The following is a 25,261-nucleotide window of genomic DNA, read 5'->3' as shown; positions in this document are numbered from 1 at the left end:
AATAAATTTGAGACAGCTTCTTCTGTTTATATAGACTTATATCTTTAAAACTTATAACTCAATGCAACCGCAGCATTTCTTGGATCGATCTGATTAATAAAACCACCGCGGAAGTATGAATTCAATCCGATCTCATTGGTGATATTATTTACAAAGACTTTCGCATCAAATTTGCGCCATTTGTATCCCACCTGCGCATTTAATGTGGTATATGCTGGCATATTGAAAGGTTCTGTACCATAATATTCGCCGTGCCCATTTGGGGTTAAGCTATATTCATTGACAGGTCGGTCTCCAACATAATAAACTCCGGCACTTAAGCTCAGGTTCCGAAGAGCTCCTTGATTAAATACATATTGTATCCATGCATTTGCCGTATGTTTTGGCGCATTCATCGGTGCCGATCCATCCATATAAGATGGTGAATTTTTATAACGTGCGTCTAAATACGCATAGCCCAACATCACTGTCAAATTTTCCAATACACGACCGTTCAACTCTGCCTCAATACCATCGCGCACCAAATCCCCGGCCTTAAAGTATAATCCTGTGGCGACATTCGTGCCTGGTGTATACTCCGCATTCGTCAAGTTTGAGGTATAAATATGGAAATAGGTTAAATTGAAACGTAAACGATTATTCAGCCAATCGGATTTAATTCCCCCCTCAAATTGTTCGGTTTTAGAAGCACCTGCCGCTGTACCATCTGTTAAAGGATTTGCCGCATTTCTTAAATTCGTTGAGTTTGTATAAGATCCAAATACGTTGAAATTCTCAAATGGCGTAACAATCACTCCCGCCATTGGATTCCAAGCCGACTCCCTTTTATTACCGTTTGATGTAAAATCTTTTGTTGTAATTTCGGAATAACGTAAACCTAATACAGCCTTAATGTATTTGTTAAATTCAATAACGTCTTGCCCCATAAATCCTATAGAAGAATAATAACTCCGTACAGGAGTTCCTGCTGTATAGACAATTTGCTTTCCTTTCCGCTGGTTACCCAACGAATCGACGTATACCACTTCCGAAAGATCATTCACCCAATCACCATGGATATCAATAATATCAATTACATTGCTATTTTGATCGGCTTTTTTCAAAAGAACATTTTTCTCCAGTGGACTTAATTTTCCGGCAAAAGAAGTTGTTGTCGCATCAGCAATACGATAGTCCACCCCTGCCTGAACCAAATGTTTTACTTTACCCGTATAAAGATCTTTTCCGATCAAGTCAAACTGAAAAGTTTTATTCTTGTCATCGCGCAGGCTCTTACTCATGGAACGCGAGAAGGTATTATATTGTTTTGCATCGTCTTTAATCAATGTGGAAGAAGATGACTGGTTATCAACCTGATAAGAGGACGTTGCAATAGAAGCTCTGATGCTCCAGCGATCGGTCAATTCATGATTGATCTGGGCCATAAAGCTCTTCATCTCTGTATTATTATTATCGGAATTGAAGCCCAAAAACTTATTGTTCGGGATAACATATAGCGCATTCACCCCTTGCGAAGGATTTAAATTGACTGCGGAATTAACGGGCGTACGATTATCATTAAAATAATCACCCTCCAAAGTAACTGTCGTCTTATCCGTTGGTTTCCAAGCTAAGGATGGATTTAGATAAACACGGTTGGAGGATACACTTTTGCGGTAGCTATCACTACGTTCATAAGCGCCATCCATTCGAAAAGCAACGGTCTCTTTCTTATCTAGTACCGTTTGGAAATCAAAGGTTGGGCGGAATTGCCCCCAGCTTCCTGCACGGACACCAATCTCTCCAGAATTCGTGAAATTAGGGGTTTTAGTGACCACATTAATTACCCCTCCTGCATTACCGATATCCGTAATAACACCCTGCGTAACCGCAGCAGACCCTTTAATCATCTGAATAGACTCCACACCTTGCATATCAACGACTCCAGATGCAGTCTGAAATTGAGAGTCCATCCGCACACCGTTCTTCAAGACAGGTACCCCTCTGAAACCACGTGTTGACAAAGATTCTTTAACACCGCCATAAGAACCGAACAAGGTTACACCCGGAATATTTCTTACAGCATCCGTCAACGTAAGAATACCCTGATCTTGAATGACCTTATTGGAGATGACAGAAATACTCTGAATTTGATCCGAAGGTTTTAATGGCATACGTGTAATCATTTCCAAGCCTTTTGGCTTTTTGTTGCGTTCACCAAACACTTCCACCTCATCAATGGCCTGCTCATTGCTCACCAGGATAATTGGATCAATAATCACTTCAGGGCTCTTCGTGCTAAAAACATAATCAATAACGGTTGTTTGGTAGCCCATATAAGTGAATTTAATGACCGTATTTTGGTCAATGCCATGTAGTCTAAAATGACCTCTATGGTCTGTACGGACCTTTTTATCTCCGATTGAAACGGTTACTGAACTTAAAGGATTATTTTGTGTATCGACGACTTTACCTTTGACGATTCCCGAGGTTTGACCATATACTGCACCTCCGATTAAAAATGTAGAAGCGAGAGCTCGTAAGTGTTTGTCCATGTTAATAATTTTGGTAATTATTTTTAATTATTCTAAATAATAGCGCAAAGGTATAAAAAATAACCTATTTAGAATGATTAAAAACAAAAAAAGTCCTGAACCACCTCAGGCTCAGGACTTTTTTATGTCGTCAGACAGTTATTTTATAGTCAGACAGGTATTTTAGTCAAATTTCCATCTTACGAACGCTTCAATAGCTTCATAATTTGCAAGACCTAATTGGTCATATAAAGCTGCGGTTTCGCTTGTACGGTCTTCAGCACGTACCCAGAATTCACGTGGATCATCTCCAGGGAATACAGGTAAATCTTTTTGAGATTGGTGTTTGAAGATGGCTAAACGTTTGCGATAAACTTCTTGCGGAGATAATGGAACGGCCATTTGGATCTCGTGGATTGGGTATTCATGCCATGCACCTCTGTATAACCATAACCAACAATCTTTGGTCCATTCATCTGTTTTGCTCAATCTGCTCAATGCTTCAAACAAGATATCGAAACATACTTTATGCGTACCGTGTGGATCTGCAAAGTCACCCGCAGCAAATACCTGATGTGGTTTTACCTGACGCAACAATTCCATTGTTTGTCGAATATCATCTTCAAAAGATACATTTTTTGAAAACTTCTGTCTATCATAGAAAGGTAGATCCTGGAAATGGATATTCTCATCTGGCAAACCAACCAAACGGGCTCCTGCGATCGCCTCACCCTTACGGATTAATGCTTTGATTTTACGGACAAGTTCAGTATCGATCTGATTTGGTTTTTTTGTTGCAAAAATTGCTCTTTCTTCATCATAAATGCGGCCGATCTGAGAAGCTTCTGCCTCTGCCCCAATTTGTTTTGCAAGATCTTCAGCAAACTCCAGATAACGTACCACATCATCATCCCAAACTGCTGTATTACCACAAGTTTGGTAAGCAACATGGACATTGTGTCCTTGATCTGCCAGGCGAATAAATGTACCGCCCATCGAGATGACATCATCATCCGGATGTGGAGAAAATACAATCACATTTTTCTTCGCTGGGTTAGCACGCTCAGGACGTTGTGAATCGTCAACATTGGGTTTACCTCCTGGCCATCCCGTGATCGTATGTTGAAGTTCGTTAAATATACGGATGTTAATATTATATGCTGGACCGGTCTCTGTAACCAACTTGGCCATCCCGTGCGCATTATAATCCTCGTCGGTAAGTTTCAGGATTGGTTTTTTGATCTCTAAAGCCAACCAAACGACTGCTTTTTTAATTAATGAAGGTGTCCAGGTAACATCTTCTGCCAACCAAGGAAGATCAAAACGTGTCAATAATGATGCTGCCGCTTCATCAAGAATAAATTCAACGTTGTCCGATAACTGAAGATAAGTTGCAGGAATCTCCGAGGAGATTTCACCTTCAACTGCTTTTTTAATGATCTCAGCCTTTGTCTCGGTCCAAGCCATTAAAATAATCTCTCTCGCTTTGAAAATTGTACCTACGCCCATGGTAATCGCTTTTGTCGGTACATTTTCTTTTCCACCAAAAGCACGGGAAGCATCGCGACGAGTCAAATCGTCCAACGTTACGACACGTGTACCTGAGTTAGGTGCAGAACCTGGCTCATTGAAACCGATATGGCCTGTACGGCCAATACCTAATAATTGAATATCTAAACCTCCTGCTGCTGTAATCTTCTGTTCGTAAGCTTCACAGAATGCATTTACTTGGTCAGGAGCTAAGGTACCATCTGGAATATTTACATTAGCCGCATCAATATCTACATGATCGAACAAGTTTTTGTTCATAAAGGTCACATAACTCTGATCGGCATCAGGTTGCATAGGGTAGTATTCGTCAAGATTGAAGGTAATCACGTTCTTAAAGCTTAAACCTTCTTCTTTATGCAAACGAATCAATTCTTGATAGACTTTTACCGGAGTGGCACCGGTAGCAAGGCCCAGAACAGCTTTCTCACCTTTCTCTTGCTTTGCACGAATAATTTCAGCAATACGATTTGCAACGTTTTTCGAAGCTGAATTTTGATCTGGATAGACGCTCACAGGGACTTTTTCGAAGCGTGTTTCTTCCAATAAATTTAATCTAGCCATTTTATGGGTATGTTGATAAACGTGAATTACAAATTTATAAAATTAGTACCTCAAGTTGAAGTAAAATTTTAATAAAGTGGTTCTTTCTTAGCGATATTTTAAATAAAACCTTTTAGCTATTCTTTTACCCCAATAATACAGCTATACCTTATTCAGAATCTCGACAGCTTTTAATAGCGTTTCATCCTTTTTAGCAAAACAAACCCGCAAAACTTGTTGATTTGTAGCTTCTTTATAGAACGCTGAAAGTGGGATGGTTGCAATTTTGTGCTCCCTGGTTAACGAGCAAGCAAATTCAAATTCCTTCTCCTGACTGATCGCGCTATAATCGATATTCAGGAAATAAGTTCCTTCGCAGGGAAGAATCGTAAACTGGGATCCCTTTAATCCGTCTTTCAATAGGTTTCTTTTTCGCTCAAAAAATTCCGATAGACCTTTGACATAGCTTATATCCTCCAAATATTCCGCGATAGCGAATTGCATGGGTGTATTTACGCTAAATACATTGAATTGATGCACTTTTCTAAATTCTTGCGTTAATTGCGGCGGGGCAATGCAATAACCAATCTTCCAACCCGTGGTATGCAACAACTTTCCAAAGGAAGCAATAACAAAGCTTCGCTCGCGCAAAGTCGGGATTTCCAGCACCGATTGTGGGGAAGCACCATCGAAAACAATATGCTCGTATACCTCATCGCTCAGCAACAACGCATTGGTACCTGATAACAAATCTCCAAGTTTAATCAATTCTTCTCTACCAAGTACTTTGCCTGTTGGATTATTCGGATTATTGATGATGATTAAACGGGTTTTGGAATTAATTAACGTAGCGACGTAATACCAGTCAATCTGAAAATCCGGAGCTAATAATCGCACGGGAACAACTTTACCGCCGAACAATTCGATCGTCGGCGCATAACAATCGTATGCCGGTTCAAAGATAATAACCTCATCTTGTGGCCTAACAACTGTGGCAATAGCTGTAAAAATTGCTTGTGTACCGCCAGATGTCACAGTAAGCTCCGCTGTTGCATCAACCGCCACGTCATAAACTTCACGATATTTTTTAGCGATCGTATCACGTAATGCCTGTGCCCCAATCATTGGCGCATATTGGTTATGCCCCTGTTCCATTGCCTTAGACACTAATTGAACCAACTTCGGATCAGTCTCAAAGTCAGGAAAACCTTGCGACAGATTTAAGGCTTGCTGCTCATTAGCAAGCATCGTCATTTTGGTAAAAATCGTCGTGCCGACATGTGGAAGTTTAGAAGTTAGGTTGAAGTTCATTTTTTGACATTTTATTAATCTACTAAATTAGTGGATTTTCTTATATTTGTAAATATATATAAGAATAATAACATGATAAAATACATCACACTACTTTTTTTAGTTCTGCCATTCTTTGGTTCTGCACAAAAAAAAGAACTTACCAAAGAGGAGTATATTGCACGCGTTAAGGCCGCCCCGGATTCTATATCGACATTGGTTGACTTGCGTAGAGTCGGCGGTTATGACCCTGTATACCCCGAGCTTCAGGCGCTTTATAATACCTTGAGTAAAAATGTCAAGAATTCAAGTGAAGGGAAAGAGTTCCAAGACTACTTAAATACATTGGAAACGGTTCAAGTTGGAAAAACAGCTCCCGCGTTTACGCAAAATGATACTACTGGTAACCCTGTAAAGCTTTCGGACTTTAAAGGAAAGTATGTTCTCCTTGATTTCTGGGCATCTTGGTGTCCGGATTGCCGTGTCGAAAGCCCAGATCTTGTAAAAACATACCAACAATTTAAAGGTGAAAACTTTGAAATATTGGGTATATCCTTTGATAAGGATCGCAATTCTTGGATTAAAGCCATCCATGCAGATAAATTGCACTGGAGTCATGTTTCGGATCTCAAACGTTGGCAAAATGATGTCGGAACATTATATGGCGTAAAATCTATTCCTCAGAATGTACTGATCGATCCCAATGGGAAAATCGTCGCCAAGAATTTACATGGTGATGCTTTACGCGCAAAATTGAAAGAAGTCTTGAAAAAGTAAACTATAGACGATCCATAAAAAAGACCATGTTTTAGTAAAAGCATGGTCTTTTAATTTTTATTCTTTGAAGAAGGCCATTTTTCTGAAAAAATCTATTTTAAGATGATCCCAGTAAATTAGGATATTAAACGATTGATTACCCCTTTTTGTCGCTTAGCCAAACAAGGCACTGAAGATGTCCTCCAATTTGGCAACCGGACGGATGGCAATATTATATTTTTTAGCGTCCAATCCTTTGGTATTGAATTTAGAAATAAAAATACCATCAAAGCCCAGCTTCTCAGCCTCCTGTATCCGCTGTTCTATACGGTTTACAGCTCTGATCTCGCCCGATAAACCAATCTCACCTGCGAAAGTCAGATTGGAGCGAATCGCGATATCCTGTTGTGAAGAAATAATTGCAACAACAACAGCCAAATCGATCGCAGGATCTTCGACACGTAACCCACCGGCAATATTCAAAAACACATCCTGTGCACTTAACCTAAAGCCAAAGCGTTTCTCCAAAACAGCCAGCAGCATATTTAATCGTTTCGTATCGTAGCCTGTAGAAGAGCGCTGAGCATTTCCAAACGCCGAATTACTCACCAGTGCCTGCACTTCAATCATCATAGGGCGCACTCCTTCGAGCATCGCCGCAATGGAAACGCCACTAACAGGTTCATCGCGCTGGGAAATCATAATCTCCGAAGGATTCGACACTTCCCTAAGCCCCGACCCCTGCATTTCATAAATACCCAGTTCTGAAGCAGATCCAAAACGATTCTTTACGGCCCGTAAAATTCGGTATACATGCTGACGATCACCCTCGAATTGAAGCACCGTATCCACCATATGTTCTAAAACCTTGGGACCTGCAATAGATCCGTCCTTGGTAATATGTCCTACAATAAAAACTGGTGTACTGGTTTCTTTTGCAAACCGCAGCAATTCTGCGGTACATTCGCGTACCTGAGAAACCGATCCTGGCGCCGATTCAATTTGTGCGGAATGTAAAGTCTGTATAGAATCTATGACAATGACATTCGGCTGTACCGTCTCGATCTGCTTGAAAATATTTTGAGTCGATGTCTCGGTAAGGATATAACAATTTGCTTTAGAAGATTGTGACAATCGCTCTGCCCGCATCTTAATTTGCTGTTCGCTTTCTTCCCCAGAAATATAAAGTGTCTTGACTTGTGGGATCGATAACGCGAGCTGTAACATCAACGTAGACTTCCCAATACCAGGTTCGCCTCCGATAAGTACCAATGAACCCGGAACGATACCACCACCAAGAACCCGGTTAAACTCCTGATCAGGAGTCAATATCCGTAATTCATCCTGATAGACAATTTCGTGGATGATCGCAGCTATATTCGCTCTTTTCGTGCTTCCACCTGTGGTAGAACTACGCCATTCGGGCACTTTTGAGCTCGTCTTTTCGACGACTTCCTCAACAAAACTATTCCATTGCTTACAAGAAGGGCATTGTCCCATCCATTTGGGCGATTCGTAGCCACAGTTTTGACAGAAGTATGCTGATTTTGATTTTGCCATGCTACGAAATTACAAATTTATAGCTGTTAAAAGCGCAATATCATCGTCGTACGTATTATATATTCACCAAGACCATACGCAAGGACTGGTTAGCCTTATCCTTCATTTTCTTTTAAGATCCGCAAGAAATTTTGTCCCATAATCTTCGCAACATCCGTCTTTGTATATCCTCTATCCAACAGCGCTTTGGTTAATAACGGAAATTTAGAAACATCTTCTAGACCTTGGGGTGAGGATTCTATACCATCGAAGTCCGAGCCTACAGCAACATGGTCTATACCCACTTTTTTGACCAAATAGTCAATATGATCCAATAATTTCGACAGTGGAGCATCGGCTTGCCGTTGAAGTTCCTTTGGCAACTTTTCATACATGGCCCAGGTACTCAATTTTGTATCTCCGGTATCGCCAAATTTACTTGCATACAAACCCTTAAGCCTTGTTTCATAGGCAGGATCCAAAAAACCTGAATAAAAATTCACACCAACAACGCCGCCATTTTTTTTCAGCGCCTCTAATTGTTCATCTTTCAGATTACGGAAATGTGGACATAATCCATAGGCGTTGCTATGCGAAACCAAGATCGGTTTGGTCGTTATCGACAGCACGTCATAGAAAGTCTGCTCTCCTCCATGAGACAGATCAATCATCATTCCCAATTCGTTCATTTTGCGGATAATTGCTCGCCCTTGCGCTGTCAACCCCTTATCTTTGGAACGCATATCTCCCGATTCCATCGCGGCACAGCTTGCCCAAGGCAAATTGTAGTTCCAGGTCAAAGTGAGGTATTTGGCGCCGCGCTCATGAAGCCGGACCAGATGGTCAACACTTCCTTCAATCATATTTCCACCTTCCACACCGATCAACGCAACTATTTTACCTGTTTTTAAGATCGCATCGATGTCACCTGAAGATTTTGCCAAACTTATTTTATCGGCATTTGCTGCAATCATCTTTTCCAATGCATCGATCTGGTCATTGGCATGCTTAAATGCTCCGGATTTCCACTTCGCGTCATCGGACCACACAGCAAAGACCTGCACATCTACACCGCCTTCCCGCAGTCGAGGCAAATCTGTCGCTCCCGTACTTATTCGCTGGCCGATATCTTTTCCCTGGAAAATGGACTCATAAATCACATCATTGTGTCCGTCGACGACCACCAAATCTTGGTGTATCTGTTTATAGTCTTGACTATATCCAACATTGCTGAGTGTTGTCATTGCTAGTCCAAGTAATAAGAGGCCTTTTATCATTTTTGAATTTCATTGATCGTTTCATAAATAGCGTCCTGAATCCTGCTCCTGATATTCAGATCCAAAAGTCTGGTACTCACCTGAGGATGTACCCGATTGGATAAAAAGATATAAATTAACTGATTTTGCGGATCGATCCAAATACATGTTCCTGTATAGCCCGTATGTCCGAATACAGTGCTATTCGCTAACTTAGATGGATATTCATTTTTCGGATTCGGATCCCAGCGGTCAAAACCTAATCCCCGCCGACTGCTTGCCGATTGCCTAGAGGTAAATAAATCGATGGTTTCTGTTTTAAAGTAACGCTCACCTCCATACTCGCCTCTATTCAATAGCAACTGACCATAGATTGCCAAATCATTTGCGGTAGCAAATAATCCAGCATGCCCAGCAATACCGCCAGCCATTGCCGCACCCTGATCGTGTACATAGCCTTCTAACAATGTTTTTCGAAAGGAGGTATCCTGCTCGGTAGGAACGATTTCATCCTTTGCAAAACGCTCGCGTGGAAGGTAACCCGCACGGGTCATCCCCAATGGTCTATAAAAGTTTTCCTGCACATAATCTTGCATAGGCTCAGCAGTCTGATGTTCTGCAACTTCTTTCATCACATACATGCTGATATCACTATACACATAATTTCCCGTGGGTTTTACCGGTGATTTTAGCATTTCGGGCCACATGACATCACGGTAATAATTGTTGAGGATATAGCTGTTATCGGCCATTTTCACCTGATGGTTATCGTCGGCTGCCGACACAACATCGCCCCCCTTCAGATATTTATAAAAGGGAATAAAAGGTGTAAATCCCGCTTCATGTAACATGACGGAACGAAGTTTGATATCCTTTTTATTGGTATACTTTGCCTGCCACAGGTAGTGCCCCATAGTACTATCCAAATTAATAATATTCCGCTCGGTAAGACGCATAATGACAGGAGTAGTACCCGCAATCTTACTGACAGATGCGAGATCAAAAATATCAGTTGTTTTTGTGGGTATATCTTTGGAATACGTGTGAAAACCGTAAGATTTCTCCAAGAGTACTTGCCCGTCTTTCACGATCATGACAACAGCTCCCGGTGTTGCTTGCTTATCGATGGCTTCTTGTGCAATGGCATCAATTTTCTTCGTCAATTTGGTCAGGTTCAGATTAGAACTTGAGGCAGCGCCATATTGTATTCTTGTCTGTGTGGTTTTGACGTTACCGGCGGTAATAGAAATCCCACCAAAAATAGACATTGCCATCTGCTGCTGTCCAATTTCTGAAAAAGGAGCAAGCAATTCGATCAAATCAGATTGTGGATGCTCAGATAGGCTCTTTTTGTTTTTGTCATTTTCAAAAAAATGGCAAAGGATAACTTTTTTATTGTTTAATACAGCCTGCTTCAACTGTGTTAGACAATCGGCATCTAAATCATCTTCCTTTCCCGCCACAATAATGGTATTATAATATTTGATGTCCTCATCAAATTTATTAAAATCGAAAACTTTGGTGTTTGCATAACGAGCCAGTTGGTCCGTAAACATCCTATATTTTGCCGCGTTAGGAACAACAACTGCGATACGAAGTTGATCCAGATTTTTTAAAGGCAGCAACTGATCAAGGTTATTAAACAGTATCGTTTCGTTTTTAATTGTAGACTTATATTGAGCAAACAGGGGGCTAATACAGAACAAACCTGCAAATAATGCCCCAAAAAATCGTTTTTTCATTCTGCTTTTATCGTTTTTTAGGTTCTATCAAATAAAAATACGAATTATATAACGAAGGAATAGGTTCGTACGAAAAAAAATCAATTTTGTTACTTATACCTATTGCGCATTTCCAAATTGATGTATTATTATTTGCCATCCTCTTCAGGCTAAACGCAGCGACGTTCCTGAAACCTGAATTGGCATTGCCCCCAATTGCATCATGAAGGTTTTTTCTGTAAGTTTGACTAATGCCAGAATTGATTCAAGATAAAACGATATTTTCCTTACTGGAAGTCAGCCGCAGTATCCAAAAGACACTTGCAGAGCGGTATAAGAGTTTGTACTGGATCAAGGCTGAAATGAACAAGCTCAATCATTATACGCATTCTGGCCACTGTTATCCTGAACTGGTAGAAAAACAGGATGGTAAAATTGTCGCTGAAATTCGGTCGATCCTATGGAAAGCTGATTACAATCGTATCAACAACAATTTTCTTAAAGCTGCCCAAGAACCTTTACGAGAAGGGATCACGATGTTATTTCAGGCAAGTATTTCCTATGACCCCATGTACGGGTTAAGCTTGCGCATTGTTGATATTGATCCGACTTTTACCTTAGGTGAACTTGAAAAGGAGAAGTTAGACAGTATTCGAAAGCTGAAAGCAGAGGGCATATATGAGTCTAATAAATTATTGGACTTTCCTGTCGTTCCCAAAAGATTGGCAATTATTTCAGTAGAAACAAGTAAGGGGCTTTCTGATTTTTACAAGATTATTAATCAAAACCCTTGGGGTTACCGCATCGAATCCACCCTCTTCCCTGCATTGTTACAAGGAGACAAGTCAGTACCTTCTATTATAAATCAGCTTGCCATTATTGCTGAAAAAATAGACAGGTACGATGTGGTCGCCATCATCCGTGGTGGAGGCGGTGAGGTTGGTCTTTCCAGTTATAATAACTACTTGCTAGCTCGTGCTATCGCTATATTTCCCATCCCCGTATTGACGGGTATTGGGCATTCGACGAATTATACAGTTAGCGAAATGGTAGCCTATAAAAACGCGATTACGCCCAGTGAGCTGGCCGATTTTCTGATTCAGAAGTTTCATAATTTTGCTATTCCAGTCGATCGGGCTGCAGAGCGTATACAGCAGCTCATTCTTACCCGATTTAAAGAAGAGCACAATATCTTATCTCAACTGGCAACGCATATACAATGGATCGGAAAGAGAGAAATTCAGACCTCGAGGGCGGCCATCCAGCAATTTCAACATGATCTTAACGCCTTGTTAAAATTGCGCTTTTATGAGCACAAAACGGCACTGGCTCATACCGAACGAATTATTCAGCTATCTGATCCAATTAGACTATTAAAACAAGGGTTTTCAATTACTAAGGTTAACGGAAAATTACTGCAGTCGGTGACACAAGTATCTCAAGGCGATGTAATACAGACGATACTCGAATATGGAGAGCTTACCAGTACTGTGACAGATAAATCTCCGAAGGAAGACCTAGATGAGAACAATACTTAATTTGGCATCGCCATACAAAATTTAAAGAAAGCATATCAAGCATAGCATAATGGGACAGAATTATACCTACACAGATGCCTTTAACGAGTTACAAACTATCGTGAGGGAAATAGAAAATGGCACAACAAACATTGATGAGCTCGCGGGAAAAATCAAGAGGGCTTCCGACCTCATTCAAGTCTGCAAAGCCAAGTTAACAGCGACGGAGGACGAAGTAAACAGTTTATTACAGCAGATAACCCCGACTCAGGAAACGGATGATGATGAATAAATAAAGCAAACAATATCGTAATTCCTTAATATTGATAGGCCACCACCTGCCTATCACGCCGCAGGGTTTCTACAAGCGCTCTATGCTGGTTAACATTCCCCGTCAATCGCCATACGGTATTCAAACTTTCTTTGTTATACCGTTGACTTATGACGACAGCTTTAAAGCCCATACTTCGGATTAACTGTTCCGTATGTTCAAAATCTGCCTCAGATAAGGTCTGCAGTTCATAGTCTTTTATCTTGTGATAATTGTCAATATAGGTTTGTAGATAAGTTAGCAGCGCTAATATCATCAGAACCAAGCCCACACCAATAAAAGCTAAAAATATATATCCGGCACCAACACACATACCTAAAGAAGCTGTAGCCCAAATTGTCGTAGCGGTCGTTATACCACTTACTTTATTGTCTTCTTTGAAAATCACGCCTGCACCTAGGAAACCGATACCCGTAATAATATTTGCGGCTAATCGATCTGGATTTGCCAAGCCAATTTTTAACGAAAGAATCGTAAAAAGACAAGATCCAAAGCTCACCAATATAAACGTCCTCAAACCCGCAGACTTATTGCGATATTCACGTTCAATCCCGATCAGCAGGCCTATTAAGACTGATAACATAATAAGCAAAATGTCTCGCGTTTCGAAAGGTTGAAATAGGTTATCCATGAGTTTATATCTTCTTCATCCAATTTAAGAAAAATAGGGAGATCTATCAAATGACCTCCCTATTCAAGAATAACTCTTTATCGATCCAATACATCGGAGCTTTAATCAGCAATAACGATATATCATAGTAAGCTTCATTTTCATCGACCTAATACATCGGCACTTCAATTAGCAGCAATGATGCATCATAGTAAGCCTCAATGCTTATTTTTTCTGTTTCGTATAAACCAATGGCATCCCTTCTTGAAAGCATTTCATTTGCTACAGCGATCTTTCCTTCCAAAACAAAAAGATAAAGTCCATTTTGCTCCGAATGAACAGTATAGTCTATCTTTTTACCCGCCTCTAGGTCTCCCAAGTTAAAATAGGCATCCTGATGTATATGTACAGCATGGTGATCCATTTTATCCGGTGAAACAATGGTTGCAAATTTATTGTTCCGACCCAGTTGAAGGTAGGATTTCTGATCGTATCTGGGCTCCAACCCTATTTCGTTGGGGATTACCCAAATTTGTAAAAATTTAACAAGATCCTTCTGATTGCTATTAAACTCGGCATGCTGCACACCTGTACCTGCAGACATGATCTGCACTTCTCCTGTTTGAATCGTACGGCCATTGCCTAGACTATCCTGGTGTATAAGTGTCCCTTCGAGTGGTATACTAACAATTTCCATATTGTGGTGACCATGCCGATCAAAACCTTGTCCGCCCTCTACCTGATCGTCATTCAATACCCGCAATGCACCAAAATTCATTCTTTCGGGATCAAGATACTGTCCAAAACTGAATGAATGTGCACTTTTCAGCCAGCCGAAATCAACATGGCCCCGATCATTTTCACGGTATATCATCTGTTGCATCTTGTCCTCCTTACTGCATAAGCTTCTACTTACAAAGAGGCAAAACCCACACCAACAGTAATTTACGTTGACAATATGACAATTTGTAAAAAGAGATCACTACAATGGTTTTAGCTTATCCGGAGCAAACGAATGAACAAGTGCACGAGCGAGAATTCTATTCGGGTCTATGAGAATCATCCCATTGTGATCCCGTTCGGGAATAGCAAAAGGCAACTCTGCACAACCCAAAATAATGACCTGTGCGCCTTTCTTTTTCAGGTCGTCCATAACCAACAATAGATCTTCTCTCGCTTTATTCGCGATCGGTACCGGCTGGGCCTTTATTCCATAGTCTTCATCATAGATTGCATTATTTACCTTCTCTTGTTGTGTTCCTTCTGGCTCAACAAAAACGAAACCTTTTCGAATAAAAGCTTCCCGATATAAACTGCAGATCTGCTCTCCAGCGGTAGATAAAATGCCTACTGTTGTGTCGGGATAGTTTTCCACTACAAACCGAACCGTTTCATGAACGATATGCAAGAGTTTCAACCCACTTCCCACACGCGCCATTTCATCTTGAACGACGGAAAAAATAGGCTCTGCATGTGCTGTATTGGATGGAATCGCGGCTATCGTCGCTCCAGCAGTTTCAAGTTGTCTTAAAATTGCAGCAATAGCCTTACCGGGATTAACATTGGATTTATCAAATAAATAAGCCGTTCGGTCAGGGATCAAATTTGGACATGAGAATAACAAAAGCGGCAAGTGTTCCTGATCGGACCTTGCCGCCGTCTCATCTATAATTTTCTTCGTAATATCTAAGCCTCCATAAGGGCCTAGTCCGCCTACTATTCCAATCATAAAAACTATTTTTATATCATAGATATAACCAATAGTCCTAAAAATGGTTTGTAGAAATTACCATTCTATCGCTTGGTCCTCATCAGGAATCTGTGTGTTTAATTTTCGTTCCAACGTAAGTGAGCCAGCAACCTTATAGCGAATCGGTACATTCGGAATCATGGTATAATCCGTAAATTCATAATCAATATTATTAATCGTCAGCCAACGCCACTTCAGATACGGGCGAACTTTATCCATTGCTTCCGAGACTGTATAACTCGCATCTTTATTCACAACAAACTTGATATTGGGGTTGTCCGAGCGGAAAGTTACTGTCCCCGTCTTCGTAAAGGTTGCGTATATCTTATAATTCCGTCGATCTTGTCTTTCCTCGTCAATATTCCCCGCATAGAAAAAAACAGTATTTTCATCGACCACATAACTTCGGATTTCGCTTTTTACGACTGGTGTCTCATTTTCTTGTCCCTCCATTCTAGTTAAGAGAGCTGCTCCCGAATAATTGCCGGAATAATCGTTGAATGGATTAACCCGAAGTATTGCTTTCTTGTAATACTTTCGAGGATGTCCTTTATAGTTTGCAGAGGGGTCATCCATAATCGTCAGCGGCAACACCCATTTTTCAGTCATGTCAATGCCCTTTAAAGAGAAATCTATTGCCAGTAAGCCCGTGTTTTCGCCCGAATTGATATTGACTGTCGCGGGAAACGAAAAATAATTGCTGCTTATTTGTTGGTAATAAAAGTCTTTCCGATTTTGGAACCGTTCAAAATTCACCACATTTAAGGTATCCGCATCAATTCCGACCCGAACCGCAAAATTTGATTCGTTATTGGTTGATCCACTCACAATCAAAGGCTGTAAAAAGGTACTTTTCGCAGCATCTTTATAGCGAACATAAATATTGGAAACTCCGTTGTTATCTAAAGGAGCTTTAAAGGAAATATAATGTTCATATTGTTCTTCCTTCCATTCATCATTGCATGCTCCAAAAATGAAGAGTATGAGCAATAGAAAGAATTGTATATATAACTTGTTCATAAGATATCTATTTGATTAATCGTTATAAGTCCATCCTGGATTTTGTGTTAAGTTCTTATTGCGTTTTAGTTCACTATGACTAATCGGCCAAAACCACATTTTATCTGCAAAAGTTGTTTTCAAAGCCCATACCGCAACCGGCTGATGAAAGAGATCCCGATCTTTTTGGTTCATGAGGATATTACAACCATAAATAGGCAAAGCCTCTTCGACGGGAGCATCCATCCAACGGCGTAAATCATAGTAACGTTGCCCCTCTCCCATAAGCTCGATAAAACGTTCGCGTTTTAATGTTTTTCTCAGCTCGACTTTATTGCTATATACACTTACACCGTAATCTGGTACGCCACCGCGAATCCGTACAGGCTGTATTCCTTTTTTCATCTCTGCAATATCTCGGCTAATGGTGTAAACACCACCTCGCCAAGATGGAATACTATAGGATCCGCCCAGCTCATTTAATGCTTCAGCGTACATGAGTAAAATATCCGCATATCGAATTGCTGGCTCCGCTTTTGGCACGATACGAGCCATACTTCCCCCTTCATAAGTATCATTTTGATGAACAAACTTTTTAACACCGAAACCTGTGCGGAGCCAATAGGCATTGGACGAGTTAAACCCATTCCCCTTGTCATTATCGCGGTAATAGAACACCTGTTGGTTCCGATTGCGTTCTTGTGTTTCGTTTAACAATGTCCAGAAACTACCATTGAAAGCAACAGAAGCATAAAAGCGAGGTTCGCGATTCGCATACTGCAAAGAGACTCCCGGGCGCAGGGGCTTGTATTTTCCCTTGTCATAATCTTCTTGTGAAACATAGCCGCTCAAGCGATTTGAACCATTTCCACGACCGATTTCTTTATCCATTCCCGGTACATCCAAACCATTATCCATGTAGTAAGCGTCTACAAGTTTTTGCGTCAGCCCGTGTGTGTTCCATCCCGTTGCCGAACGTGGAAGCTGATGGGCAACCATAGCATCAATCCCTTCGTTCTCCTGATTGGTACCACGTGTGAAGATTAGCTCAGGGTTTCCAGAGGCTGGCAACGTACCGTCAAATACCTGGGCATAAGATTTAGCCGGGTCGATATTTGCCCAGCCATCGGGCCAGCTCTTTTCCGAGAAATTATTGTCTTTAGGCGGTATTACGGTGGCATCATTTCCTGTTGTTTGTAATCCGGTCCAATACAGTTGATACACGCCTAGTTCCATAACATCTCGCGCTGCTGCCGCAGCCTTAGCCCACTTCTCTTCTTTATATTCTGCGGAAAGGAGACGTTTTCCCTGATTGTCAACCAACCTTGCCCCAATACTTGCATTATTACCATTGGCCAGCGGACTTGCAGCATACAGTAAGGCTTTGGCTCGCGTTGCCAAAGCTGCACCTACACTCGGACGGGCAGAACCGTCTTGGCTCCTTTTCATACCTAAAGCTTCCATTTCTTTTGCCGCCAACAACATTTCATCACTAATATAGTTAGCGCACTCTTCATACGTATTACGTGGAACCGCCAAATTATCATAGCTATCCGTATAGTCTAAGCCCTCATCTGGCAACAATGGAATCGGTCCATATTTACGAAGCAAAAGCCAGTATAAATAGGCCCGTGCAAAACGCGCTTGCCCGCGGTAATCCGCAATTTCAGCAGTAGACATTTCAGTATTCATATAAATATGCTGAATAAAGGTGGTTGCATTCCGAATCCCACGGTAACATTGCGCCCATGTCCCCTGTTTATCATTCTCCGTATAAAGGCCCATCTTAAACATGTTGTAAGACAATTCATTTTTTGATGGATCATAATCTTTATCGCGATCACCATAGTACATATCATCTGCAAAACAATGCGGAGTAAGCCCTTTACTTGCTACATCTGCATTTTCACCCTTGAATTCTAAAAATACATTGGCAAGCCACTCTTCCGAATAGAGCTTGCTCTTAAAGACTTTCTCGGTTGTGAGGCGGTCTTTGAAATATTGATCAGACTTTAAATAATCTTTTGTACAGGAAGAAATGACGCCTGTGCCAAGTAGAAGCATGAATACAACATATAATTTCTTATTTTTCATTTCTCTAAATTTTAAAGGTTAACATTGACACCAAAAGTGAACGACTTTGGCAATGGATAATCTTCTCCCCTTGGGCTTGCTAATTCGGGATCCCATAATTTAAATGTTGACCAAGTCAGGAGGTTGCTACCAATGACAAAAAACCGAATGCTATTTGCCCGGATACGATTGGCTAGATGTTTGGGCAAGCTATAACCAATATCTACAGTTTTAAGTCGGAGATATTGACCATTACGCAGCCAAAAGGTAGACTCCCGGAAGTTATTCGGATTAGGGCCATAACTCAGGCGCGGGTACGAAGCATTCGGATCTTCCGTCGCTGGATTTCCAGAAATATCGGCTGAAATCCACCGATTATCGCCCATACTTCCTTTCATTACTTGTCCCCACTCGCCTTCGCTAAAGGCATATACAGTCTTTCCATAGGTAAAGAAAGTAGATTTACCTGCTCCCTGAAAATGCACACTGATATCCAAATTTTTCCAGCTTGCCGACGCGCCCACACCATAGATTAGATTGGGTCTTCTGGTTGCTCCGACAGCGACCCGATCGCCATCATCGATAACGCCGTCGCCATTTACATCTTTGTATTTGATATCACCTGGTTGGTAGGTCCCAAATGTTTGTTTTGGACTATTGCGGATATCATCGTAATCTTTAAAAAGCCCTAAAGCGATCAATCCAACAGCTTGATCTACACGGTAGCCTTTTCGATTTTGATAACCATACACATTATTTTCTTCATCGATTGTCGTAATTTCATTTTTACTGTAGGTAATATTACTTCGCCCTGTCAGATTCACCTCGCCCAATTTTCCCTTATACTCCAACCGTCCATCGAAACCACGTGATTTAACCGCCCCCACATTTGCCCTTGGTGTACTTTCCAAGCCCACCAAGCTTGGCAAATACCTACGCTCCATATAAATTCCGGTCCGTTTTTCATCAAAGAAATCCAAGTTGGCAATAACCTTGTCCTTAAAGAGAGCTAGATCAAATCCCAGATTTTTCTTAACAGCCATCTCCCAGGTCACATATGGCGAAGCAACTTGGCTATATCTTAAGCCCGTATAATTCCGATCAACGCCATAGTCTCCCCACTTGTAAGCACTAGAAACTCCAGAAATTGTGTATAAATAAGGGAAACGCTCTTGATCGTTTCCAATTTTTAGCTGATCGTTCCCCACTTTACCCCAAGAATAGCGGATCTTGAACATATTCATCCAAGGCATATTTTCTTTGACAAATGTTTCTTCTGAAACATTCCAAGCCCCTGAAAATGCCGGAAAAAATCCATACTGCTGACCGATGGCAAAGTTCTCTGATCCATTATAACCGAAGTTAAAATCAACAAAATAACGTGATTTCCAATTGTAGGTGACTCGACCGGCCATCCCCTGATTACGTCTTGCTATACCATTTTTTATATCATCGCCGAGATCTACCGTTTTTACAAGAGCATCGCGTGTAAATCGAGCAACCGCTCCGATATTATGATCACTAATATTTCGATCATAATTAAACATCAGATCATAGAATTCACGTCGATCTCCCTTGGAGAAACTGTATTGATACATTTCTCTCGGATCTGATATATGCCGATAAACTATTTGACCATTTTCATCTCTTGCACGTTCGGCAAGCCATTGCTCAGGCCATTTTCGTCGCTGTATATTATTTTCGTTAAAAGTGTCGTAGCCGACAATTCCCCGGAAGCGAAGGCCTTTAGTAATAAAATCAAAATTTTGTTCGAGGGTAATATTGGTCTGCACTTTATTGGTCCAATTCTCATTGAAACCTGTTTGTGTTGCCACGACCCATGGATTTGTCATATTGCCTCCACCGATCGCCGGAACTCGGCCATCAGAGTACATTATCGGGGTTCTTATGGGTGAATATCCAAATAATACTCCCCAAAAGAAATCATCACCTAATCCGGGGCTATTCCTTTTACTGAGATCTCCAGCCACACCAACCTTAAGCAAAGTCGATTTTGTTATATCGATATCGGTATTTAAGCGATAGTTCCAACGTCTAAAATTCGCATTTGTATTATAGTCTTTACGCAGGGCTTCATCTGTTTTGTACATCCCGCCCTCATCAACGTAACTTCCTGACACAAAATAACGGGCAGTTGGTCCGCCGCCACTTAAATTTAAATTCGCACGATAGGTCATCGCTCCTTTTTTGAGCAACATATCTTTCCAGTTTACATTCGGATAAAGATCGGGGTCTAGGCCCAATCGCAAGATTTCGAGTTCTTCCGGTTGATAGACCGGAGCATTGTTTCGCGTAATACGCGCTTCATTCAATAGGTTTGCATAAGTTACACCGTCCTCAAACTCGGGCGTAATGGTCCGCGTGTTGTAAATATTTTCATCTTTTACGTTAATGCTGATTTTTCCCTCTTTACCATGTTTGGTTGTAATTAAAATAACACCATTAGCCCCCTTAGATCCATAAATCGCCGTTACAGCGGCATCTTTGAGCACTGTAATGGTAGCAATATCTTCGATGTTGATATCATTGATATCCCGTTCAATATTGTCAACGAGGACCAAGGCAGCGGTCCCACCGCCAAAAGTTGAGATCCCACGTATCCAAAATTCAGAAATGTTTTTACCGGGTTGGCCAGATTGCATCATCGCCATCACGCCGGGTACATTTCCGGCGAGCGCATTTGTAATGCTGGATGTAGGATTTGATTTCATGGTCTCGACATCCACTGTACTGACAGCCCCTGTTAATGTCAACCTTTTTTGTGTACCAGTACCCGTTACAACAACCTCATCTAACACACTCGTTTCCGCCTCCAGCAAGGTTACGTTGATAGTCAAGTTATCTTTTACCAAAACCTCCTTTTTTTGATAGCCAACAGAGGAAAAAATAAGTGTTTTATAGCGATCGACTTTAATTTTATATCGTCCATTATTATCGGTTACCACACCCCATCCCGGAGCATCTTTTACCGACACGCTCACACCGATCATAGGTGTCTTTTGAGCGTCGGAGACTAGCCCAATAACCTCCACGCTTTCTTGGGCCATGGTTAAGCCAATTACCGTGAGCAGTAGCGTACATAGCAGTAATAATCTTTTCATAATTCTTTTTAGTTTATTGGTTTTGGCTAGCTTGGTCCATCTCTTCTAGCGCAATCTTACGAATACGACGATTGGCTTGATCTCCAATATAAAACGCTCCTTCCGCTTCATTATAAGCAATACCTGAAGGGCGATCAAAACGCGCTTCTAGTCGCAGGTCCCCGTTTACATAACCGTAAGGATTACTATTGAGGCTAGAACTTCCCCTACCTGCAAAGGTTGTAACGCTTGCTTCAGGGGTTAAAATCCGTATCGCATGGTTCATCTGATCCGTGAAATAGAAATCATACGCATCATTCTTACCCGCATCAACATAGGCTTGATTTTTTACAAATACACCTTGATAGGGATTATTTAAGCGCGCTGAAGAGCCGACGCCATCTTGATAACCAAAAGCTCTAATTTGACCACACACGAGGTAGGGCTGTGTAAATCGTTTCTTTTCCCAGTTGTAGTTTACCCGGAGAATATAGCCTTGATTAATGACAACGATATAGGCATAGTTGCCCGTCGGATGGATGAAAATCTTGTACTCCCACTGTGGATCATGCACCACAAATAATGTCTCATAATCTTTAACACCCAGCCCTTCGCTAAAATATTTATTGAGGTCGAATCGAAAAAATTGTCCCTTTTCATAACTATTGAAATACATTTCTCCATTCACAGGATGGATTGAGGCACCATTACACTGTTTATAAGTCGTTAGAACTTCTCTATCCTGCCAGTTTCTGTCACGAGATAAGCGATAAGTCGCCCGATCATTTTCTCCGCCACGATCCTCTGCAATAATCATATACTTTTTATCGAGCGTAAAATCAACACTACGGGGGCGGTCAAAATCCGAACGTTTTTTGGTGATGGTACTATCCTCGAAATTGACGAGGTATAAGCCATTATTGTTATCAAAGGTCATCCAGAGATGTTTGGGGTTGGCAGGATCAAACTTCATAAAAGAAGGTTCCCAAAAACCGCTGGCCATTTTATTTTCATCAGCATGCTTAAATTTTCCATCCCGCCAGGGTTCATCACCACGCGCATTTCTATAGCCTGCAAGCGTTGAGACAACCATCTTACGTTGATAATCGAACAGCCTTTCTGCTTTACCAACAATCTGTTTGTCCTGATTACCCACGCGAACCTCAATATCCCCTCTAAAAGCCTGTTTAGGCACAAGGCAGTACAGAGACTCACCCAATACATTGACAACGACTGCTTTCTTTCCGCCAATAAGGACCGAAACATTCTTTGGATCGTTCCCAAAGTTTTTGCCATAGATAACAAGGCGCTGGCCAACACCTCCGGATGTCGGTGCAAAATCAGACACAACTACAGGCTGAGAAGGATCAAAAGGAATTCCTTCATTTACAGCGGCAGGCTTATCCTCTTTACAACCTACAACGCTTAAGCTTAGCCAGACAATAGCCCAGATTAATCGATACAATAGCCAGCAGCCGCTTGCTTCTTGTTTAGTTTTCATAAGATATTATTATTGGTTAGAATTTATTCTATAAACATTACATATAACCGCCAATGAATCCCAGAGTCATTGATCTTCTGATACATCCATTAAAATTTCGTCAGCATAAAAGCTATTTCGGGGGTATTTTTAGGACTAACGGATTGAGGCCCGCCTCATCATCGAGCGAACGCTTAGTTTTAATTTCCACATAATTGGTTACTTCTACATTAAGCTAAATGGTATTAGCTTTTTTAAGCTAAAAAAGACTTTATGACAGTTTCTTCAAAGTCTTCCGGTTTTTAAAATTACTTTTCTACTAATTTTCTATTTTATACACCCAATAGATATTGACCTTATCCGCTCACGTTCCGACGTTCTACATTTTTTTCTTCACGAAGAAAATGGACGAATGATTTCTGATTTGACTTTCTAAATGCTTCTCTAAGGTTTTCTTTCTATAATTGATTACTCAAATTTAGGGATTGTAAAGATGCTGATACTATAGAATTTTCTCAATAATATGCTTATTTGTATCACACAAAATAAAGAGGATACGCATATTTTCGCATACACCTTTCTCTGGCTATTATCTCGAAAAAAGTATTGTTATGTGAAAAACTCTTCTCTTTGGCTAATTTTGGAATTATCCGGTCTTCAAGAATTGTCGATTGTGAGGTGAAATATCCGATTAGTACCTTATGAATCAAACGGTATCATATATTGTTCTCTCGAATACAAACAAAAAAACCTGCAAAATATTTGCAGGTTTTTATCTTTTGTAGCCCGTAGGGGAATCGAACCCCTGTTTCAAGAATGAAAATCTTGCGTCCTAACCCCTAGACGAACGGGCCTTTTTATGCAACTCCAATAACATTGTTGTTTTTGGAGTTGCAAATATAGACCTTAAAATCAGTATTCCAAAAATAATTTTAAATATTTTTTAAATAAGGTCGAAACCGATATCTCTTCTGAAGTATTTACCTTCAAAATATATCCTTCCGGCATCTGCAGTTGCCTGCTGAAGGGCTTCGAACAGCGAATCTTGCAATGTGGTAACAGCAATTACACGTCCTCCTGCAGTAACAATCTTACCATCTAATTCTTTCGTACCTGCTTGAAATACGATGGATTCTTTGACATTTTCAATATTGGCGATCTCTTTTCCCGACTCATAATCTCCAGGATAACCTCCCGCAACCAACATGACAGTTACGGCAGTTTTAGGAGATACTGTATAGGAACGTTGCTCCAGATTACCCTGTGCAACACCTTCCAGCAAATCTAACAGATCCGATTCAATACGCGGCAATACAGATTCAGTCTCTGGATCTCCCATACGAACATTATACTCGATGACATAAGGCTCTCCTTCCACATTCATCAAACCGATGAAAATAAATCCTTTATATGGAATGCCATCTTTTTTAAGTCCTTCAACTGTCGGCCGGATAATACGCTCTTCTACTTTATTCAAAAATGTCTCATCTGCAAAAGGAACCGGAGATATCGATCCCATGCCCCCCGTATTTAGGCCTGTATCGCCTTCTCCAATACGTTTATAATCTTTTGCAGAAGGAAGTACTTTATATGAATTACCATCTGTCAAAACAAAAACAGACAATTCAATTCCTTTTAAAAATTCTTCAACAACCACAACCCGGCTAGCTTCTCCGAATTTTGAGTCTGCGATCATCGCTTTTAGCTCCGCTTTGGCATCTTCCAGCGTCTCACAGATCAATACTCCTTTGCCTGCTGCTAAACCATCAGCCTTAAGCACAATCGGCAATTTTTGCGTTTCAAGGTAAGCCAATCCATCTTCCAATGATGTTGCATCAAACGATCTTGAAGCGGCAGTAGGTACGCCATGGCGATCCATAAACTGCTTTGAAAAATCTTTTGAGCCCTCCAATTGAGCGCCCTCTTGCTGCGGCCCTATTACCGGGATATTTTTTAAATCTTCCCGATTTAAAAAATAATCATGAATACCTTTTACCAAAGGCTCTTCGGGACCGACGAGCACCATTTGCACATTATTCTCCAAAACGAAGGAAGCAATAGCAGCAAAGTCGGTAACTTTAATATTTACATTCTGACCATACGCACCTGTTCCAGCATTTCCTGGAGCAATAAACAATTGACCTAAACGTGGACTTTTCGACAACTTATAGGCGAAGGCTGATTCACGACCTCCTGAACCGATTATTAGGATATTCATAACACAAAGATATTTT

Annotated in this window: 17 protein-coding genes and 1 tRNA gene; 3 read left to right on the top strand and 15 right to left on the bottom strand. The window is 40.9% G+C overall.

The window, feature by feature from the left end:
- Nucleotides 1-44: 44 nt before the first annotated feature.
- From B2O97_RS16075 to B2O97_RS16065, 3 genes are all read right to left on the bottom strand, one after another.
- On the bottom strand, nt 45-2,534 hold the full coding sequence (locus B2O97_RS16075; RefSeq protein ID WP_286767700.1) for a TonB-dependent receptor: 2,490 nt from the start codon (nt 2,532-2,534) through the stop codon (nt 45-47).
- 162 nt (nt 2,535-2,696) lie between these two features.
- Nucleotides 2,697-4,625, bottom strand: a complete 1,929-nt coding sequence (nagB, locus tag B2O97_RS16070) for a glucosamine-6-phosphate deaminase (RefSeq protein ID WP_414711304.1) — start codon at nt 4,623-4,625, stop codon at nt 2,697-2,699.
- A 141-nt stretch (nt 4,626-4,766) separates the two neighbouring features.
- Nucleotides 4,767-5,915, bottom strand: a complete 1,149-nt coding sequence (locus B2O97_RS16065) for a methionine aminotransferase (RefSeq protein WP_286767699.1) — start codon at nt 5,913-5,915, stop codon at nt 4,767-4,769.
- 72 nt (nt 5,916-5,987) lie between these two features.
- Between B2O97_RS16065 and B2O97_RS16060 the strand changes: the two genes are divergently transcribed.
- The gene (locus B2O97_RS16060; protein ID WP_201639921.1) at nt 5,988-6,671 is read left to right on the top strand and encodes a peroxiredoxin family protein; all 684 of its coding nucleotides are present in this window, start codon (nt 5,988-5,990) and stop codon (nt 6,669-6,671) included.
- Between the two features lie 153 nt (nt 6,672-6,824).
- Here the strand turns inward: B2O97_RS16060 and radA are convergent, their stop codons facing one another.
- From radA to B2O97_RS16045, 3 genes are all read right to left on the bottom strand, one after another.
- Nucleotides 6,825-8,210 carry a DNA repair protein RadA gene (gene radA, locus B2O97_RS16055; protein ID WP_286767698.1) on the bottom strand — a complete coding sequence of 462 codons (1,386 nt, stop codon included), beginning with the start codon at nt 8,208-8,210 and terminating at the stop codon, nt 6,825-6,827.
- A 95-nt stretch (nt 8,211-8,305) separates the two neighbouring features.
- Complete coding sequence (locus B2O97_RS16050) at nt 8,306-9,466, bottom strand: dipeptidase (RefSeq protein ID WP_115045989.1); 1,161 nt, start codon at nt 9,464-9,466, stop codon at nt 8,306-8,308.
- Nucleotides 9,463-11,187 (bottom strand): serine hydrolase domain-containing protein, encoded by a 1,725-nt coding sequence (locus tag B2O97_RS16045; RefSeq protein ID WP_145328227.1) that lies wholly within the window; start codon nt 11,185-11,187, stop codon nt 9,463-9,465. Before B2O97_RS16045 ends, B2O97_RS16050 begins: the two co-directional genes overlap by 4 nt.
- Before the next feature lie 230 nt (nt 11,188-11,417).
- On the opposite strand from B2O97_RS16045, the gene xseA reads away from it, so the two are divergent.
- Both xseA and xseB read left to right on the top strand, forming a co-directional pair.
- Nucleotides 11,418-12,704, top strand: coding sequence for an exodeoxyribonuclease VII large subunit (gene xseA / locus B2O97_RS16040; RefSeq protein ID WP_115045992.1), 1,287 nt, complete (start codon nt 11,418-11,420; stop codon nt 12,702-12,704).
- Nucleotides 12,705-12,753: 49 nt separating this feature from the next.
- Entirely contained in the window at nt 12,754-12,975 is a 222-nt protein-coding gene (xseB, locus tag B2O97_RS16035; RefSeq protein WP_070562394.1) for an exodeoxyribonuclease VII small subunit, read from the top strand.
- A 25-nt stretch (nt 12,976-13,000) separates the two neighbouring features.
- Here the strand turns inward: xseB and B2O97_RS16030 are convergent, their stop codons facing one another.
- The 9 genes from B2O97_RS16030 to purD all read right to left on the bottom strand — a co-directional run bounded on the left by B2O97_RS16030 (nt 13,001) and on the right by purD (nt 25,245).
- Nucleotides 13,001-13,645 (bottom strand): MgtC/SapB family protein, encoded by a 645-nt coding sequence (locus B2O97_RS16030; RefSeq protein WP_070562397.1) that lies wholly within the window; start codon nt 13,643-13,645, stop codon nt 13,001-13,003.
- Nucleotides 13,646-13,793: 148 nt separating this feature from the next.
- On the bottom strand, nt 13,794-14,507 hold the full coding sequence (locus tag B2O97_RS16025; protein ID WP_070562400.1) for a pirin family protein: 714 nt from the start codon (nt 14,505-14,507) through the stop codon (nt 13,794-13,796).
- 99 nt (nt 14,508-14,606) lie between these two features.
- Nucleotides 14,607-15,353, bottom strand: coding sequence for an aspartate/glutamate racemase family protein (locus B2O97_RS16020; protein ID WP_115045994.1), 747 nt, complete (start codon nt 15,351-15,353; stop codon nt 14,607-14,609).
- Nucleotides 15,354-15,410: 57 nt separating this feature from the next.
- Nucleotides 15,411-16,394: a DUF4973 domain-containing protein gene (locus B2O97_RS16015; protein WP_115045996.1), complete on the bottom strand. Its 984-nt coding sequence runs from the start codon at nt 16,392-16,394 to the stop codon at nt 15,411-15,413.
- 15 nt (nt 16,395-16,409) lie between these two features.
- The gene (locus B2O97_RS16010; RefSeq protein ID WP_115045998.1) at nt 16,410-18,467 is read right to left on the bottom strand and encodes a RagB/SusD family nutrient uptake outer membrane protein; all 2,058 of its coding nucleotides are present in this window, start codon (nt 18,465-18,467) and stop codon (nt 16,410-16,412) included.
- Nucleotides 18,468-18,478: 11 nt separating this feature from the next.
- Complete coding sequence (locus B2O97_RS16005; protein ID WP_286767697.1) at nt 18,479-21,568, bottom strand: SusC/RagA family TonB-linked outer membrane protein; 3,090 nt, start codon at nt 21,566-21,568, stop codon at nt 18,479-18,481.
- A 13-nt stretch (nt 21,569-21,581) separates the two neighbouring features.
- A complete protein-coding gene (locus B2O97_RS16000; protein ID WP_286767696.1) occupies nt 21,582-23,048 on the bottom strand; it encodes an IPT/TIG domain-containing protein in 1,467 nt (488 codons plus the stop codon).
- 761 nt (nt 23,049-23,809) lie between these two features.
- Nucleotides 23,810-23,881, bottom strand: a tRNA-Glu gene (locus tag B2O97_RS15995).
- Nucleotides 23,882-23,970: 89 nt separating this feature from the next.
- A complete protein-coding gene (purD, locus tag B2O97_RS15990; protein WP_286767695.1) occupies nt 23,971-25,245 on the bottom strand; it encodes a phosphoribosylamine--glycine ligase in 1,275 nt (424 codons plus the stop codon).
- Nucleotides 25,246-25,261: the final 16 nt, after the last annotated feature.

It is taken from the genome of Sphingobacterium sp. UBA865 (assembly GCF_002295765.1).
Lineage (GTDB): Bacteria > Bacteroidota > Bacteroidia > Sphingobacteriales > Sphingobacteriaceae > Sphingobacterium > Sphingobacterium multivorum.
Note: the sequence above shows the minus strand (reverse complement) of the source record. Positions and strands in the feature narration are given on the sequence as shown.

Excerpts from the sequence above, each read along its gene's own strand:
- B2O97_RS16075 (WP_286767700.1), bottom strand. The coding sequence starts at position 2,534 with ATGGACAAACACTTACGAGCTCTCGCTTCTACATTTTTAATCGGAGGT.
- nagB (WP_414711304.1), bottom strand. The coding sequence starts at position 4,625 with ATGGCTAGATTAAATTTATTGGAAGAAACACGCTTCGAAAAAGTCCCT.
- B2O97_RS16065 (WP_286767699.1), bottom strand. The coding sequence starts at position 5,915 with ATGAACTTCAACCTAACTTCTAAACTTCCACATGTCGGCACGACGATT.
- B2O97_RS16060 (WP_201639921.1), top strand. The coding sequence starts at position 5,988 with ATGATAAAATACATCACACTACTTTTTTTAGTTCTGCCATTCTTTGGT.
- radA (WP_286767698.1), bottom strand. The coding sequence starts at position 8,210 with ATGGCAAAATCAAAATCAGCATACTTCTGTCAAAACTGTGGCTACGAA.
- B2O97_RS16050 (WP_115045989.1), bottom strand. The coding sequence starts at position 9,466 with ATGATAAAAGGCCTCTTATTACTTGGACTAGCAATGACAACACTCAGC.
- B2O97_RS16045 (WP_145328227.1), bottom strand. The coding sequence starts at position 11,187 with ATGAAAAAACGATTTTTTGGGGCATTATTTGCAGGTTTGTTCTGTATT.
- xseA (WP_115045992.1), top strand. The coding sequence starts at position 11,418 with ATGCCAGAATTGATTCAAGATAAAACGATATTTTCCTTACTGGAAGTC.
- xseB (WP_070562394.1), top strand. The coding sequence starts at position 12,754 with ATGGGACAGAATTATACCTACACAGATGCCTTTAACGAGTTACAAACT.
- B2O97_RS16030 (WP_070562397.1), bottom strand. The coding sequence starts at position 13,645 with ATGGATAACCTATTTCAACCTTTCGAAACGCGAGACATTTTGCTTATT.
- B2O97_RS16025 (WP_070562400.1), bottom strand. The coding sequence starts at position 14,507 with ATGCAACAGATGATATACCGTGAAAATGATCGGGGCCATGTTGATTTC.
- B2O97_RS16020 (WP_115045994.1), bottom strand. The coding sequence starts at position 15,353 with ATGATTGGAATAGTAGGCGGACTAGGCCCTTATGGAGGCTTAGATATT.
- B2O97_RS16015 (WP_115045996.1), bottom strand. The coding sequence starts at position 16,394 with ATGAACAAGTTATATATACAATTCTTTCTATTGCTCATACTCTTCATT.
- B2O97_RS16010 (WP_115045998.1), bottom strand. The coding sequence starts at position 18,467 with ATGAAAAATAAGAAATTATATGTTGTATTCATGCTTCTACTTGGCACA.
- B2O97_RS16005 (WP_286767697.1), bottom strand. The coding sequence starts at position 21,568 with ATGAAAAGATTATTACTGCTATGTACGCTACTGCTCACGGTAATTGGC.
- B2O97_RS16000 (WP_286767696.1), bottom strand. The coding sequence starts at position 23,048 with ATGAAAACTAAACAAGAAGCAAGCGGCTGCTGGCTATTGTATCGATTA.
- purD (WP_286767695.1), bottom strand. The coding sequence starts at position 25,245 with ATGAATATCCTAATAATCGGTTCAGGAGGTCGTGAATCAGCCTTCGCC.